Annotated in this window: 11 protein-coding genes; all 11 read left to right on the top strand. The window is 71.5% G+C overall.

Annotated elements, in window-relative coordinates; genetic code table 11:
- Positions 1 to 267 precede the first annotated feature (267 nt).
- Entirely contained in the window at positions 268 to 1,146 is an 879-nt protein-coding gene (locus tag IEY91_RS37300) for an amino acid ABC transporter permease (protein ID WP_189177322.1), read from the top strand.
- Positions 1,143 to 2,894, top strand: a complete 1,752-nt coding sequence (locus tag IEY91_RS37295; protein WP_189177321.1) for an FAD/NAD(P)-binding protein — start codon at positions 1,143 to 1,145, stop codon at positions 2,892 to 2,894. Before IEY91_RS37300 ends, IEY91_RS37295 begins: the two co-directional genes overlap by 4 nt.
- A gap of 151 nt (positions 2,895 to 3,045) precedes the next feature.
- Positions 3,046 to 4,131: an LLM class flavin-dependent oxidoreductase gene (locus IEY91_RS37290; protein ID WP_189177320.1), complete on the top strand. Its 1,086-nt coding sequence runs from the start codon at positions 3,046 to 3,048 to the stop codon at positions 4,129 to 4,131.
- Positions 4,128 to 5,480 carry an NtaA/DmoA family FMN-dependent monooxygenase gene (locus IEY91_RS37285; protein ID WP_189177319.1) on the top strand — a complete coding sequence of 451 codons (1,353 nt, stop codon included), beginning with the start codon at positions 4,128 to 4,130 and terminating at the stop codon, positions 5,478 to 5,480. Before IEY91_RS37290 ends, IEY91_RS37285 begins: the two co-directional genes overlap by 4 nt.
- Positions 5,481 to 5,495: 15 nt before the next feature.
- Positions 5,496 to 6,299, top strand: coding sequence for a DUF1684 domain-containing protein (locus IEY91_RS37280; RefSeq protein WP_189177318.1), 804 nt, complete (start codon positions 5,496 to 5,498; stop codon positions 6,297 to 6,299).
- 243 nt (positions 6,300 to 6,542) lie between these two features.
- Positions 6,543 to 7,442 carry a S1 family peptidase gene (locus IEY91_RS37275; RefSeq protein WP_164326174.1) on the top strand — a complete coding sequence of 300 codons (900 nt, stop codon included), beginning with the start codon at positions 6,543 to 6,545 and terminating at the stop codon, positions 7,440 to 7,442.
- 422 nt (positions 7,443 to 7,864) lie between these two features.
- Entirely contained in the window at positions 7,865 to 8,950 is a 1,086-nt protein-coding gene (locus IEY91_RS37270) for a S1 family peptidase (protein WP_189177317.1), read from the top strand.
- A gap of 344 nt (positions 8,951 to 9,294) precedes the next feature.
- Positions 9,295 to 10,206: an ABC transporter permease gene (locus IEY91_RS37265; protein WP_229697485.1), complete on the top strand. Its 912-nt coding sequence runs from the start codon at positions 9,295 to 9,297 to the stop codon at positions 10,204 to 10,206.
- 75 nt (positions 10,207 to 10,281) lie between these two features.
- Positions 10,282 to 12,054: an ABC transporter substrate-binding protein gene (locus IEY91_RS37260; RefSeq protein ID WP_189177316.1), complete on the top strand. Its 1,773-nt coding sequence runs from the start codon at positions 10,282 to 10,284 to the stop codon at positions 12,052 to 12,054.
- A 3-nt stretch (positions 12,055 to 12,057) separates the two neighbouring features.
- Positions 12,058 to 13,050, top strand: coding sequence for an ABC transporter permease (locus tag IEY91_RS37255; RefSeq protein WP_189177315.1), 993 nt, complete (start codon positions 12,058 to 12,060; stop codon positions 13,048 to 13,050).
- On the top strand, positions 13,047 to 14,741 hold the full coding sequence (locus IEY91_RS37250; protein ID WP_229697484.1) for a dipeptide ABC transporter ATP-binding protein: 1,695 nt from the start codon (positions 13,047 to 13,049) through the stop codon (positions 14,739 to 14,741). Before IEY91_RS37255 ends, IEY91_RS37250 begins: the two co-directional genes overlap by 4 nt.
- Positions 14,742 to 14,760 lie beyond the last annotated feature (19 nt).

The raw sequence follows: 14,760 nt of genomic DNA, 5'->3' as shown, positions 1-14,760 counted from the left end.
CGCCGACCACACGCGACCGAAGTCGATGTGGGAGCGCGTGACCAGCCACTGCTGTGGATGCATGGACCCAAGTGGAACAGGCATCCGTTTCTTCGTCAACTGCCCTGAGACTGACGGCTCATATTCTGGACATCACCCCGGGCTGCTCCTGGACAGCCTTGACAACACGTGCAAAGTGCCCCGTAGTCTCAAGACGCGGACCCGTGCTGAGGGGCTCGGTCCGCGCGGCCCATGTGAAGGCATCACCCGTACTGACGGAGCCTTCCCATGTCGTCCGATGCCCTCGCCCAAGACACCCTCCCCCCGGCAGGACCGCACCCTCTGGGCCCTCCTGAGGGCGACCTCGCCGACCTGCTCGTCGTGGGGCGGCGCCGCATCGGCCAGTGGGTCGCGGCGACGGTCGTCCTGGTGGCCCTCGCGCTCGCCGCGAACTCCGTCGCCCGCAACGGCGCGTTCCAGTGGGACGTCGTCGGCGACTACTTCACCTCCGCGTCCGTCCTCCGCGGCCTGTGGCTCACGCTCTGGCTGACCGGTGCGGTGATGGCGCTCGGGTTCGCGCTCGGCACCCTGCTCGCGCTCGGCCGGCTCTCCTCCAACCCCGTGCTGAGATCGGTGAGTTGGGGCTACGTCTGGTTCTTCAGGTCGATGCCGATCCTGGTGCAGCTGCTGTTCTGGTTCAACATCGGAGCCCTCTACCCGACGCTGTTCGGCGTCAAGACCGTGGACCTGCTCGGGCCCGTCACCATCGCCGTCATCGGTCTGACCCTGCACGAGGCCGCGTACGCCGCCGAAGTCGTGCGCGGCGGCATCCTCTCCGTGGACCGCGGCCAGATCGAGGCCGCGCAGTCGCTCGGACTCGGGCCGTGGCGCCGGCTTTGGCGGATCGTGCTGCCGCAGGCCATGCGCTCCATCGTGCCGCCGGCCGGGAACATGCTGATCGGCACCCTCAAGGGCACCTCGATCGTCAGCGTCATCGCCGTACAGGACCTGCTCTACTCCGTGCAGCTCGTCTACCACCGCACCTACCAGGTCATCCCGCTGCTGCTGGTCGCCACCCTCTGGTACGTCGTCGTCACCTCGCTGCTGAGCGTCGGGCAGTACTACGTGGAGCGGTACTACGCGCGCGGGTCGGAGCAGGTGCGATGACCCCCGCTCTGGTGATCGTCGGCGCGGGACCCCGCGCCACCGGGCTCATCGAGCGCATCGCCGCCAACGCGCCCTCCCTGTACGGCAGTTCGCGGCTCGACATCCACCTCGTCGACCCCTACCCGCCGGGCCCCGGCCGGATCTGGCGCGAAGAGCAGTCGCCGCTGCTGTGGATGAACTCGCACGCGCGTGACGTCACCATGTTCACCGACGACACCGTCGAGGTCGCCGGGCCCGTGCGGCCCGGACCCGCGCTGCACGAATGGGCGGGCGTCGACGGCGAGGCCTTCGCCGGACGGCGGCGGCAGGGCGCCTATCTGAGCTGGGTGTACGAGAAGTCCGTGGCCGCCCTGCCGCCCGGCATCGCCGTCCACCACCACCCCCGCCGCGCCCTGCGCCTGACCGGCCCCCCGGGCGCCCCCCAGGAGGTGTGGCTCGAAGGCGTCGACCACCCCCTGAGCGCCGATCTCGTCATCCTCGCCCAGGGCCACCTGGACGCCGAACTCGACGACGAACAACGGCACTTGAGGCGCTACGCCCGGCGCCACGGCCTCGTCCATCTGCCGCCCGACTTCACCGCCGACACCGACCTGAGCGCCCTCGAAGGCGGCGAGCCCGTCCTCGTGCGCGGCTTCGGGCTCGCCTTCGTCGACCTGATGGTGCTCCTGACCGAGGGGCGCGGCGGCCGGTACGAGGGGGACACGTATGTGCCGTCGGGGCGCGAACCCGTTCTGTACGTCGGGTCGCGGCGCGGTGTGCCGTACCACTCCAAGATCGGCTACATCTGGGACGGCGGTGAACGGCCGCCGCTGCCGCGCTACTTGGGGCCCGCGCAGATCGACGAACTCCTCGCGCGGCCCGACGGCTACGACTTCGCCCGCGACGTGTGGCCGCTCATCGAGAAGGAGCTGGGCTTCGCCCACTACCATCGCCTGTTCGCCGCGCATCCCGAGCGCACGGCCACGGCCTGGCGGGACTTCGACGAGAAGTACGCGGCCTGCCCGCCCGGCAGCCCCGAGCTGGCCGTCCTCGTCTCCTCCGCCGTGCCCGACCCCGCCGACCGACTCGACCTCACGGCCCTCGACCACCCCCTGGACGGCGTCCGCCACACCTCGTACGAAGGACTCCAGGAGGGCCTGCGCGCCTACATCACCGCCGATCTCGCCCGCCGCCACGACCCCGCGCACAGCGCCGACCTGGCCGTTTTCCTCGGACTGCTGTCCGTGTACGGGCAGTTGGTGCGGCTCGGCGACATCGGGCCGTGGTGGCACGGCTACTTCAGCTATCTGGCGTCGGGGCCGCCGGGGCCGAGGCTGCGGCAACTGCTCGCGCTGTCGCGGGCCGGGGTGGTGCGGTTCCTCGGCGCCGGGATGACCGTGGAGACGGGCGGGGGAGTGTTCCGGGCGCGCGGTGCGACCGTGCCCGGGGCGAGTGTCGAGGCCCGCGCGCTGGTCGAGGCGCGGCTGCCGCAGCCGACGCTCGCACGCACCCGCGATCCGCTCCTGCGCGCGCTGCACGCGGAGGGCGTCGCCGAGACCCCCGACGGCCTGCTGTCCGTCGACCCCGCCGACGGCCGCGTTCGCGACCGCTCCGGCACCCCGCACCCCCGCCGCTTCGCCCTCGGCCCGCATACGGATGCGCGCGGCGCCGGGGCGTTCACGCGGCCGCGTACCAACAGCCCGTCGTTCCGGCAGAACGACGCGACGGCGCGAGCGGTACTAGCGTTTTTCGCGGAGGCGGCGCCATGAGGGTTCCTCGCGGCTGCGGCGCCAAGCGGCTTTCTCCCGGCCTCGGCCCCGGCGCCACGACCCCGACCGTCACCGCGCGCAAGCGTCCACCGCCCCAACTGCCCTTGCCCCAGCTCCTGTCGAGCCCCTGTCGAGAGAGGTTCACCCCCTCATGACCCCACCAGCAGCCACCGGCCGCGGGCCTCTGCACCTCGCCGCCGCCATCGACCAGCCCGGCGCCTACGACGCCGCCCCGCACATCGAGCTCGCGCGGCTCGGCGAGCGTGGGGCGCTCGACTTCGTCACGCTCGGCGACTCCTTCGCACGGCAGGGGCCCGACGCGCTCGCCGTGCTCGCGCGGATCGCGCCGGCCACCGGGCGCGTCGGCCTGGTGCCGACCGTCACGACCACGCACACCGAGCCGTTCCACGTGCAGGCCGCCGTGGCCACCCTGGACTGGGTGAGCCACGGCCGGGCCGGCTGGGCGGTGGACGTGTCGGCGACCGAGGCCGAGGCGAGGCTGTTCGGGCGGCGGCGGGCCGCGCCGCGCGAGGCGCTGTGGCAGGAGGCGGGCGAAGTCGCCGACGCGGCACGGCGGTTGTGGGACAGCTGGGAGGACGACGCGGAGATACGGGACGTGGCGACGGGCCGCTTCGTCGACAGGGACAAGCTGCACTACGTCGACTTCGAGGGCCGGACCTTCGCCGTGAAGGGCCCCTCCATCGTGCCGCGGCCCCCGCAGGGCAACCCGGTGGTCGTCGTCGACGCGACCGGCGGCCACGCCCGCGACATGGCCGTCCGGCACGCGGACGTCGCCCTCGTCCGAGCCGCCAGCCCCGCCCAGGCGGGCGCCGCACGCGCCGCACTGCACCGCCGCGCCGCCGAACTCGGCCGGGACCCGGGCCAGTTGCGGGTGCTGGCCGCCCTGGTCGTCGACCTCGGCGGCGGCGAACAGGCCGCCCAGCCCGGCCACGGCGGCGGCCCGCTGCCCACCGCCGAAGGCCCCCTCTACCGAGGCGGCCCCGTGGACCTCGCCGACCTCATCGCCGCCTGGCACGCGGCGGGCGCCGTCGACGGCTTCCACCTCATCCCCGTCGAACCGCGCCGCGACCTGGAACGCCTGGTCAACGGCACCGTGGCACTGCTCCAGCACCGCGGCCTCTTCCGCACCTTCTACCCCGGCGCCACGCTCCGGGAGCACCTCGGCCTGACCCGGCCCGCCAACCGTTACGCCGCACTCGCGGGGGACCCGACATGACAGGCCGACCGCGTACGAAGCAGATCCACCGTACGAAGCAGATCCACCTCGCCGCCCACTTCCCCGGCGTCAACAACACCACCGTGTGGGCGGATCCCCGCTCGCGCTCCCAGGTCGACTTCTCCTCCTTCGAGCACCTGGCCCGCACCGCCGAACGCGGGCTCTTCGACTTCTTCTTCCTGGCCGAGGGGTTGCGGCTGCGCGAGCACAAGGGCCGCATCCACGACCTGGACGTGGTCGGGCGCCCCGAGTCCCTCACCGTCCTGAGCGCGCTCGCTGCCGTCACCGACCGCCTCGGCCTCGCCGCCACCGTCAACGCGACCTTCAACGAGCCGTACGAACTGGCCCGCAGGCTCGCCTCCCTCGACCATCTGAGCGGCGGGCGCGCCGCCTGGAACGTCGTCACCTCCTCGGACGCGTTCACCGGCGAGAACTTCCGCCGCGGCGGCTTCCTGGACCGCGCCGACCGGTACACCCGCGCCGCCGAATTCGTCGCCACGGCACGGGAGTTGTGGGACTCCTGGACGCCCGACGGCCAGGATGGTCTGGACGGCGCTGTGGGTGAGCCGCGGCCCTTCGCGCACCGCGGGCAGCACTTCGACATCGCCGGGGAGTTCGGCGTGCCGCGCCCGCCGCAGGGCCATCCCGTGGTGATCCAGGCCGGTGACTCGCCCGAGGGCCGCGAGTTCGCCGCCTCCTCCGCCGACGTCGTCTTCACCCGGCACGGCACCCTGGAGGCGGGCCGCGACTTCTACGCCGACGTGAAGGGCCGCCTCGCCGCGTACGGCCGCGCGCCGGACGACCTGAAGATCATGCCCGGTGTCACCTTCGTGCTCGGGGACACCGCCGCCGAGGCCCAGGAACGCGCCATCGAGATCCGCCGCCAGCAGGTCTCCCCGCAGAACGCGATCCTCGCCCTGGAGCAGGTGTGGGGCGTCGACCTGTCCGCGTACGACCCCGACGGGCCGCTGCCCGACATCGACCCGGACCCGGAATCGACGCTCGTACAGGGCCGGGTGAAGGTCGGCGATCCCTTCGCTGTCGCCGAGAAGTGGCGTGCCCTGTCCCGGGCCAAGGGCCTGTCGATCCACCAGACCGTCATCGAGACGACCTCCCGGCAGTCCTTCATCGGCACCCCCGCCGCCGTCGCCGACCAGCTCGACGAGTTCGTGCGCACCGACGCCGCCGACGGCTTCATCCTCGTGCCGCACCTGACGCCGGGCGGGCTCGACGAGTTCGTCGAACGGGTGGTGCCGCTGCTGCAGGAGCGCGGCGCGTTCCGCACGGAATACGAGGGCGCGACGCTGCGCTCACACCTCGGGCTGCCCGAGCCCGTCCGGAAGGGTTGAGAAGGGTTGAACACCATGAGCACGACCGAAGAGACGCTGCGGGACTTCGAGCAGTGGCACGAGCAGCGCACGGCCACCGTCTCCGCGCCCTACGGCCCGCTGTCCCTCACCGGCACGCACTGGCTCGCCGACCACCCCGAAGGCGCCCTGCCAGGCCTGCCCGGACACTGGGCCGAGGACGGCGACGAGCTGGTCCTGACGGCCGCGGCGGACGACGGACTCGCCCTCGACGGACAGCCCTTCGCCGGTACGGTCCGCCTGGCGCCCGACCCCGGACCCGTCACCGCGGCCCGGCTCGGGCTCGGCGAGCGGCGCCTGGTCGTGCTGCGCCGCGAAGGGCTGTGGGCGGTGCGCGACTTCGACCCGGACGCCCCGGCGCGGCGCGCCTTCACCGGCATCGACGTGACCGGGCACGACCCGCGCCTCGTGGCCGAGGGCCGCTTCACCGCGTACGAAGAGGACCGCACCGTGCGTGTCGGCAACGCGGACGGCGTGGAGCGCGGGCTCGGGCTCGGCGGGGAACTGGCCTTCACGCTCGCCGGGCAGGAGCACACGCTGCAGGTGAGCGTCGAGGGCGACGGCTCGCTGTGGGCGGTGTTCGCGGACGCGACCAGCGGAGTCTCCAGCTACCGTTTCCGCTTCCTGCGGCCCGCCGCACCCGACGAACAGGGCCGTACGACAGTCGACTTCAACCGGTCGCTGCTGCCGCCGTGCGCCTTCGCCGACCACTTCATCTGCCCCTTCCCGCCGCCCGGGAACACCCTCGCCGCCGAGATCGCCGCCGGGGAGCGGAACCTTTCGGCGCCCCGGGCCGTCTGACGGGGAGCCGATGACCCAGAGCCCCGGTGGCGTGCGCAGGTGCGACGACCGCCGGGGCCGGCTGGCGTGTATCCGCCGGTCAGGCCGAAAGGCACCCCTTGTGCGGGGTGGGGGCGGCCCCAATACTCCCGAGCAGCGCTTGTCAGGGGCACGGCGTATCCGGAATCCACCCTGCCCTTTGGCTGCGCCTCACGGGCCCCCAACCCACATGGGCCCCCTGACTTCCCTCGGGAGGAACCAGCAGTGAGGATCAAGCGCACCACCCCCCGCAGCGGTATAGCGAGACACACCCGCATGGTCGCCGTCGCGACCGGGCTCGTGGCCGCCGCCGCACTCGCCGTACCCGCCGCCAGCGCGGACGAGGCCCGCACCTACAGTGCGTCCGACCTCACGGCGGCCAGCGACGCCGTCCTGCGGGCGGACGTCGCGGGCACCGCCTGGAACGTCGACGCGAAGACCAAGCAGGTCGTCGTCACCGCCGACAGCACGGTCTCCAAGGCCGAGATCGCCGCGCTCAAGCAGGCGGCGGGCGACAAGGCCGGCGCCCTGAAGATCGAGCGCACGCCGGGCAAGTTCCAGAAGTACATCTCCGGCGGCGACGCCACCTACGCCAGCAGCTGGCGCTGCTCGCTCGGCTTCAACGTCCGCAACGGAAGCACCTACTACTTCCTGACCGCGGGCCACTGCACCGACGGCGCGGGCACGTGGTGGGCCAACTCGGCGAAGACGACCGTGCTCGGCACCACGCACGGCTCCAGCTTCCCGACGAACGACTACGGCATCGTGCGCTACACCAACGGCTCCATCACCAAGTCCGGCACCGTGGGAAGCCAGGACATCACCCGCGCCGCCGACCCGACGGTCAACCAGTCCGTCACGCGCCGCGGTTCCACCACCGGCACGCACTCCGGCCGGGTCACCGGTCTGAACGCGACGGTGAACTACGGCAACGGCGACATCGTGTACGGCATGATCCGGACCACCGTCTGCGCCGAGCCCGGCGACAGCGGCGGCCCGCTCTACGCCGGTTCCACGGCGCTCGGTCTGACCTCCGGCGGCAGCGGCAACTGCTCCTCCGGCGGTACGACGTTCTTCCAGCCGGTCACCGAGGCGCTGCGGGCGTACAACGTGAGCGTGTACTGATCGGCGTACACGGCGGCGTGCACTGATCCTCGTACGCCGCACGCGGCACCGACATCGCCGCCGAAAACGGAACCGGAGCCCCCGCCCAACTCCCGGGCGGGGGCTCTTCGCTGCCCCGGAACGTCGAGAACCGGACAGGACTAGTCCTCACCCGCTGCCGACCGCCCCTTGCACGCGGTGTTTGCATCGGGAACCGACGTGGTGAGACCACGGACGGTCAACGGGACCTGGCCGAAAGGTCATTGTCGGGCGGGCGTCCTGAAGTCGACCTTGTGTGCGACCTCGTGCGCTGGGAATAGTGGGCCGCGTCCTGATTGGCATGGACGCGGCTTATCCAGCGCCGCTTCCCCATGCGCGTACGCCTCTCGGCCGCCGAGGTCCCCACACCGGAGCGGACCGGACCCCCCACAGGAGGACGTCAGTTGAAGCACCGCCGGATACCCAAGCGCCGCGCCGCCATGGCAGGCGCGGGCGTCGTCGCCCTCATCGGCGCGGCCGTCACCTTCCAGACTGCGAACGCGAGTGAGGACACCCCCACCCCGAAGGCGGAGACGCTCTCCGTCGCGAAGGCCGGAAAGCTCGCCTCCTCGCTCGACAAGGAGCTGGGCGCCGACGCCGCGGGCACGTACTACGACGCGCAGGCCAAGAACCTCGTCGTGAACGTGCTCGACGACAACGCCAAGGACGCCGTCGAGTCGGCCGGGGCCAAGGCCAGACTGGTGGAGAACTCCCTCGCCGAGCTCAAGGGCGCGCACACGGCGCTCACCGACAAGGCCTCGATCCCCGGCACGTCCTGGGCCACCGACCCGGCCACCAACAAGGTCGTCGTCACCGCGGACCGCACCGTCAAGGGCGCCGAGCTGAAGAAGCTGACCTCGGTCGTCGAGGGCCTCGGCGAGAAGGCCGAACTGAAGCACTCCAAGGGAGAGTTCAAGCCCTTTGTCGCCGGTGGCGACGCCATCTTCGGCGGCAGCAGCCGCTGCTCGCTCGGCTTCAACGTGGTCAAGGACGGCGCGCCGCACTTCCTGACGGCGGGCCACTGCACCGAGGCCGTCACGAGCTGGTCCGAGAAGCAGGGCGGCCCGGCCATCGGCGAGAACGCGGGCTCCAGCTTCCCCGACAACGACTACGGCATCGTCAAGTACTCCGGCGACACCGCCCACCCCAGCGAGGTGAACCTCTACAACGGCAGCACCCAGAAGATCACCAAGGCCGGTGCCGCGACCGTGGGCCAGGAGGTGCAGCGCAGCGGCTCGACCACGCAGCTGCACGACGGCAAGGTCACGGGCCTGGACGCCACCGTGAACTACGGCAACGGCGACATCGTGAACGGGCTCATCCAGACCGACGTCTGCGCCGAGCCCGGCGACAGCGGCGGCGCGATGTTCGCGGGCGACACCGCCCTCGGCCTGACCTCCGGCGGCAGCGGTGACTGCTCCGGCGGCGGCGAGACGTTCTTCCAGCCGGTGCCGGAGGCCCTGGAGGCCTTCGGGGCGGAAATCGGCTGACGCCTGGTTTGTAGCGGGAGGGCCCCGGAAACCTCTGGTTTCCGGGGCCCTTCTATTGCTTTAAGAAAGCATGTTGCGGAATATCGCTTCCCTGAATTCCCTAGAGGTGACGCGCGTAGATTAGTGCCTGATATGCAGGTGGGGTACATAGATGACCTTGCTAAGCAAGGTTGTTGACCTCTGTCGCCTTGCGTGTGGCGCACGTCTCAATGGGTGTGATGCGCCCGTTTCGCACCCTTATGGGTGCCTGGAATATTGCGCCCCTGTAAATCTCCGCAACATTCTGGAAATGCTTTCCGTGAGGGATTTGCAAAGGCGCCTCGGCGCTGGCTCTAATGTTGCGCATGCTGGATGTCTTCCGCCGGGATCGGACCGGTCTCGTCGCGCTGTGCGTGGTCGCCTTCTTCGTGCTGCTCGCCCTCGCCGCGCCGCTCATCGCCGCGCTGTACGGCAAGAACCCCACCGAGCACTACGGCCAGAACGAGGCGGGGCTGCTCAGCCCGGAGGGGCTGCCGGTGCTGCCCAACGGCGGCATGTCCGGCGACTTCTGGTTCGGCATCGAACCGGGCCTCGGCCGCGACGTGTTCACCCAGCTCCTGTACGGCATCCGCACCTCCCTGCTCGTCGCCACCGCCGCCGTCGCCGTGATCGCGGTCCTCGGCGTCGCCCTGGGCGTGACCGTCGGCTATCTCGGCGGGCTCGCGGACCGGGCCTTCACCTTCGTCTGCAACGTGCTGCTCGCCTTCCCCACGCTGCTGCTCTTCCTCGCGCTCAGCCCGATCGTGCAGACCCGCTTCGTGGACCCCGGCGAGAACGAGCCCGCCTGGATGCAGTTCACCGTCCTGGTGCTGGTCTTCGCGGCGTTCGGCTGGGTGCCGCTCGCGATGGTGCTGCGCACCACCGTCCGCTCGCTGCGGGAGCGGGAGTTCGTCGAGGCCGCGCGGGCCGTGGGCGCCTCGCGCCGGCACATCGTGCTGCGCGAACTGCTCCCCAACGTCTGGGCGCCCGTGCTCGTGCACATCACGATCGCCCTGCCCGGCATCGTCACCGCCGAGGCCGCGCTGTCTTTCCTCGGCGTCGGCATCAGCGAGCCCATCCCCGACTGGGGGCGGATGATCGCCCGCGGCTCCGAGGTCTTCTACGACGACCCGACGTACATGATCTTCCCCGGCGTGACGATCCTGCTCTTCGTCCTCGCCTTCAACCTGCTCGGCGACAGCGTGCGCGACGCGCTCGATCCCCGCACGCGCCGCTGAGTCCGGCAGCACCTCTTCACGTACCACCACCACTCGCATCACCGCCAACTCGCACCACCATCAATGGAGTTCGCCATGCCCAGGATCAGTTCGCGCACCGCGGTCCCGCTCGTCGCCGCCGCCTCCGCCATGCTCGTGCTGTGCTCCTGCTCGGCCGGGGCGGGCTCCAAGAGCGACGAGGCCGCGACCAGGACAGAAGCCGACCTGGTCGCCGGGGTCGGCAGCGCCAAGGACAGCGCGGGCCCGGCCCCGGCCGTCGCCGGCGCCCGGAAGGGCGGCACCGTCCGCGTCGCCAACCTGCGCGACTTCTCCCATCTGGACCCGCAGAAGATCTACGCGGGGGAGACGTACAACACCTCGCTCCTGTGGGGCCGCCAGCTCACGCAGTACCAGGTCGTGGACGGCAAGCCGAAGCTCGTCGGCGACCTCGCCACCGACACCGGCAAGCCCTCCGACGGCGGCCGCACCTGGACGTACAGGCTCAAGGACGGCATCGCCTGGGAGGACGGGAAGCCGATCACCTCGAAGCACATCAAGTACGGCATCGAGCGCACCTTCGCGCCCGGCTTCGAGGTCGGCCCGTCCTACTGGCCGCAGTGGCTGACCGGCAAGTCCGACCTCGCGGCGGCCCGGGAGGTCTACGGCGGCCCCAAGAAGGACGGCGACTTCGACCGCATCGAGACGCCGGACGACAAGACCGTCGTCTTCCGCTTCCACAAGACGCAGTCCGACGTGCCGTTCATGGCCGCGCAGTCCTCCTCGTCGCCGGTGCGCCCCGACAAGGACACCGGCGCCGCCTACGACCTCAAGCCGTTCGCCACCGGCCCCTACCGGATCACCGTCCACCGCCAGAACCAGTCCCTGACCCTGGCGAAGAACCCGCACTGGAAGGCGGACACCGACCCGATCCGCCACCAGTACGCCGACAAGTTCGAGTTCACCTTCGAGAAGAAGGAGCTCAACACCGCCCAGGAGATCCTCAACGGGCGCGGCGCCGGCGCGGACACCGTCACCACCAAGAACGAGTTCCCGCCCGAGCTGATCGGCGAGGCGAACCGCGACGCCAAGAAGAAGGACCTGATCGTCGACGGGCGGCGCGGCGCGTTCTCCTCCCACCTGGTGATCAGGAACGACCGGGTCGCCGACCTCGAGGTCCGCAAGGCGATCCACTACCTCTTCCCGCGCCAGCAGGCCCGCCAGGCCCTCGGCGGCCCGCGCGTCGGCGACATCGCCACCACGTACTCCTCGCCCGCCATCGTCGGCTGGCAGAAGTACGACACCAACCCGGTGGCCCCGACCGGCGACGTCAAGAAGGCCAAGGAGCACCTGGCCAAGGCCAAGAAGCCGGTCAAGAGCCTCAGTTACGCGTACGAGGCCACCGCAGTCAACGACCGCATGGCCCAGGTCCTCGTCGACGCCTTCGCCAAGGCCGGCATCGAACTCGTCACCAAGCCGCTGCCGCTGCCCGCGTACACCAACGAGGTGCTTCGCGGCACCGACCCGAAGTACGACCTGTGGATGTCCACGTCGTCCGTGGACTGGCCGACCCCGGCCACCGGCGTCCCCTACCGCTTCGACAGCCGCCGCGACTCCCTCGACAACGACCCGCGCTACCGGAACCCGGCCGTCGACAAGGCGCTCGACCGCATCGCCAGGACCGGCGACGCCACGAAGAAGGCCAAGGAACTCATCGCCCTGGAGAAGGACACGATCATGAAGGACGTGCCGCTGGTGCCGTTCCTGCACCAGCGCGTCCAGCAGGTGCGCGGCGGCAACGTCGGCGGCGCCTTCATCCACCCGATCTACGGCACCATCAGCCCCGCCTGGCTGTACCTGAAGAAGTCCTGACCCATGCTCAGCTATCTGATCCGGCGGGCGCTGCAGGCGGCGGTGGTGCTCCTCGCGATCTCCGCGACCGCCTTCGCGCTCTTCTACGCCGCCCCCTCCGACCCGGCCGTCATCGCCTGCGGCCCCAAGTGCGACGCCACCCAGATCGCGGCGGTGCGCGAGTCCATGGGCCTGGACGAGCCGATCCTCGCGCAGTACGCCGACTACGTACGCGGCTTCGTCGCGGGCCGCACCATCAGCGACGTCGACGGCACGCCCATCGCCTGCGACGCGCCCTGCCTCGGCTACTCCTATGCGCTGCACGAGCCGGTGCGGGCCGCCATCACCAGCCGCTTCCCGGTCACGCTCTCGCTCGCGGGCGGCGCGCTCGCGGTGATCGTCGTGGCCGGGATCGGCGCGGGCTTCGTGTCCGCGCTGCGCCGCGGCCGGCCCACCGACCGGGTGCTCTCCGGGCTCACCCTGCTCGGCGCCAGCGTGCAGATCTACTTCCTCGGCTACGCGCTGCAGTACCTGCTCGTGTACCGGACCGGGTGGTTCGCGCTGCCCGGCTACACCCCGCCGGGCGAGGACCTCGGCGCCTGGGCGGCGGGGCTGCTCCTGCCGTGCCTGGTGCTCGGCTTCGTCAACGCGGCGATGTTCGCCCGGCTCTCCCGCGCCCAGCTCCTCGAGGTCATGCACGAGGGGTACGTGCGCACGGCGCGCGGCAAGGGCCTTAGCCCGCTGCGCACCCATCTGAAGTACACCTCGCGCGGGGCCGCCGCGCCGCTGGTGCAGCTCCTCGGCCTGGAGGTGGGCGCGCTGCTCGGCGGCGCGTTCATCACCGAGACCGTCTTCGGGCTCAGCGGCGTCGGCAAGCTCGCCGTGGACGCGGTGGTGCAGAACGACCTGCCCACCGTCGTCGGCACGGTGCTGCTCGCCGCGTTCTTCGTGGTGGTGTTCGTCGCCCTGGCCGACCTCGTCGTCGCCTGGCTCGACCCGAGGGTGAGGCTCGCATGACCGCTTCCGCTGCTGCTCCGACGGCCGCTTCTGCTGTGGTGGCTGCTCCCGCGCTGCGTGTGCGCGATCTGAGCGTGACGTTCACCGGCCCGCGCGGCGCCGTCACCGCCGCCGAGGGGATCACCTTCGACCTGGCACGTGGCGAAGTCCTCGGCCTGGTGGGGGAGTCGGGCTCCGGCAAGTCCACCGTGGGCCTCGCCGCGATGGGCCTGCACGACCCCGCGCGCACCCGGATCACCGGCAGCCTGGAGGTGGGCGGCACCCAGGTCGTCGGCGCCTTGGACGCGGAGTTGCGCGCGCTGCGCGGCTCCCGGGTGGCGATGGTGTTCCAGGACGCGCTCGCCGCCCTGTCCCCCTTCCACTCGGTGGGCGCGCAGCTCGCCGAGGCCTACCGCGTCCACCACAGGGGCGCGCCGCGCGCGGAGGCCAGGGACCGGGCGGTCGACATGCTGGAGCGGGTGGGGATCACCGCCGCCCGTGCCCGGGACTACCCGCACCAGTTCTCCGGCGGCATGCGCCAGCGCGTGATGATCGCGATGGCGCTGATCAACAGCCCGGACGTGCTCATCGCGGACGAGCCCACCACCGCGCTCGACGCCCGCGTGCAGCGCCAGGTGCTCGACCTGCTCGACGAACTGCGCCGCGAACACGGCACCGCCGTCGTCCTGGTCACCCACGACGTGGGCGTGGTGGCACACGCCACCGACCGGGTCCTGGTCATGCGCGACAGCATGCAACTGGAGCTGGCGTCGACCGAGAGAGTTCTCACCGCCCCCGAACACCCCTACACCCGCGCCCTGATCGGCGCGGCGCCCACGCTGAACACCGTCCCGGGCACCCGCCTCGCGACGGTCGACGAGCCGGAGCCCAAGCCGCGCACGGCGGCGCGCGCGGTCGTCGCGGACGCCCGTCCGCTTGCCGAAGTCACTGATCTGTACGTCGAGTTCGGCGGCGGCCGCACCTGGAGCGGGCGGCGCCGCGAGCCGACCCGCGCCGTCCGCGGCATCAGCCTGTCCGTGCGCGAGGGCGAGACCCTGGGCCTCGTCGGCGAGTCCGGCTCGGGCAAGTCCACCACCGCCCGGGTGCTGGCCGGGCTCCAGCGGCCCACCTCGGGCGAAGTCCGGTTCGAGGGGCGTGACATCTCCGGTGCGGCGGGGGACGCGGCGCTGCGCCGCGAGCTCAGCCGCCATGCGCAGCTCGTCTTCCAGGATCCGTACGCCTCACTGAATCCGCGCCGTACCGTCGAGCAGATCGTCACCACGCCGCTGCGCGTGCACACCCGGGCGGACGCGGCCGAGCGCCGCGAGCGGGCCGTGGAACTCCTGGAGCAAGTCGGCCTGTCCGCCGATCACTTGGAGCGCTACCCGCATGAGTTCTCCGGCGGCCAGCGCCAGCGCGTGGGCATCGCCCGCGCGCTCGCGCTGCGCCCCCGGCTGATCATCGCCGACGAGCCGGTGTCCGCACTCGACGTGTCCGTGCAGGCCCAGGTCCTCAACCTCCTGATGGACCTCCGCGACGAGCTGGGCCTCTCGCTGCTCTTCGTCTCGCACGATCTGGCCGTCGTACGGCACTTCTGCGACCGCGTCGCGGTGATGCGGCACGGCGAGATCGTCGAGACCGGCGACCGGGACGAGGTCTTCGACCGCCCGAGCGCCGCGTACACCCGCGAGTTGCTCGCGGCGACGGTGTGAGCCACCCGGTCCGGCGCCC

Origin of the sequence: Streptomyces lasiicapitis (assembly GCF_014646335.1) — a bacterium.
Lineage (GTDB): Bacteria > Actinomycetota > Actinomycetes > Streptomycetales > Streptomycetaceae > Streptomyces > Streptomyces lasiicapitis.
Note: the sequence above shows the minus strand (reverse complement) of the source record. Positions and strands in the feature narration are given on the sequence as shown.

Excerpts from the sequence above, each read along its gene's own strand:
- IEY91_RS37255 (WP_189177315.1), top strand. The coding sequence starts at position 12,058 with ATGCTCAGCTATCTGATCCGGCGGGCGCTGCAGGCGGCGGTGGTGCTC.
- IEY91_RS37285 (WP_189177319.1), top strand. The coding sequence starts at position 4,128 with ATGACAGGCCGACCGCGTACGAAGCAGATCCACCGTACGAAGCAGATC.
- IEY91_RS37290 (WP_189177320.1), top strand. The coding sequence starts at position 3,046 with ATGACCCCACCAGCAGCCACCGGCCGCGGGCCTCTGCACCTCGCCGCC.
- IEY91_RS37295 (WP_189177321.1), top strand. The coding sequence starts at position 1,143 with ATGACCCCCGCTCTGGTGATCGTCGGCGCGGGACCCCGCGCCACCGGG.
- IEY91_RS37250 (WP_229697484.1), top strand. The coding sequence starts at position 13,047 with ATGACCGCTTCCGCTGCTGCTCCGACGGCCGCTTCTGCTGTGGTGGCT.
- IEY91_RS37280 (WP_189177318.1), top strand. The coding sequence starts at position 5,496 with ATGAGCACGACCGAAGAGACGCTGCGGGACTTCGAGCAGTGGCACGAG.
- IEY91_RS37265 (WP_229697485.1), top strand. The coding sequence starts at position 9,295 with ATGCTGGATGTCTTCCGCCGGGATCGGACCGGTCTCGTCGCGCTGTGC.
- IEY91_RS37300 (WP_189177322.1), top strand. The coding sequence starts at position 268 with ATGTCGTCCGATGCCCTCGCCCAAGACACCCTCCCCCCGGCAGGACCG.
- IEY91_RS37260 (WP_189177316.1), top strand. The coding sequence starts at position 10,282 with ATGCCCAGGATCAGTTCGCGCACCGCGGTCCCGCTCGTCGCCGCCGCC.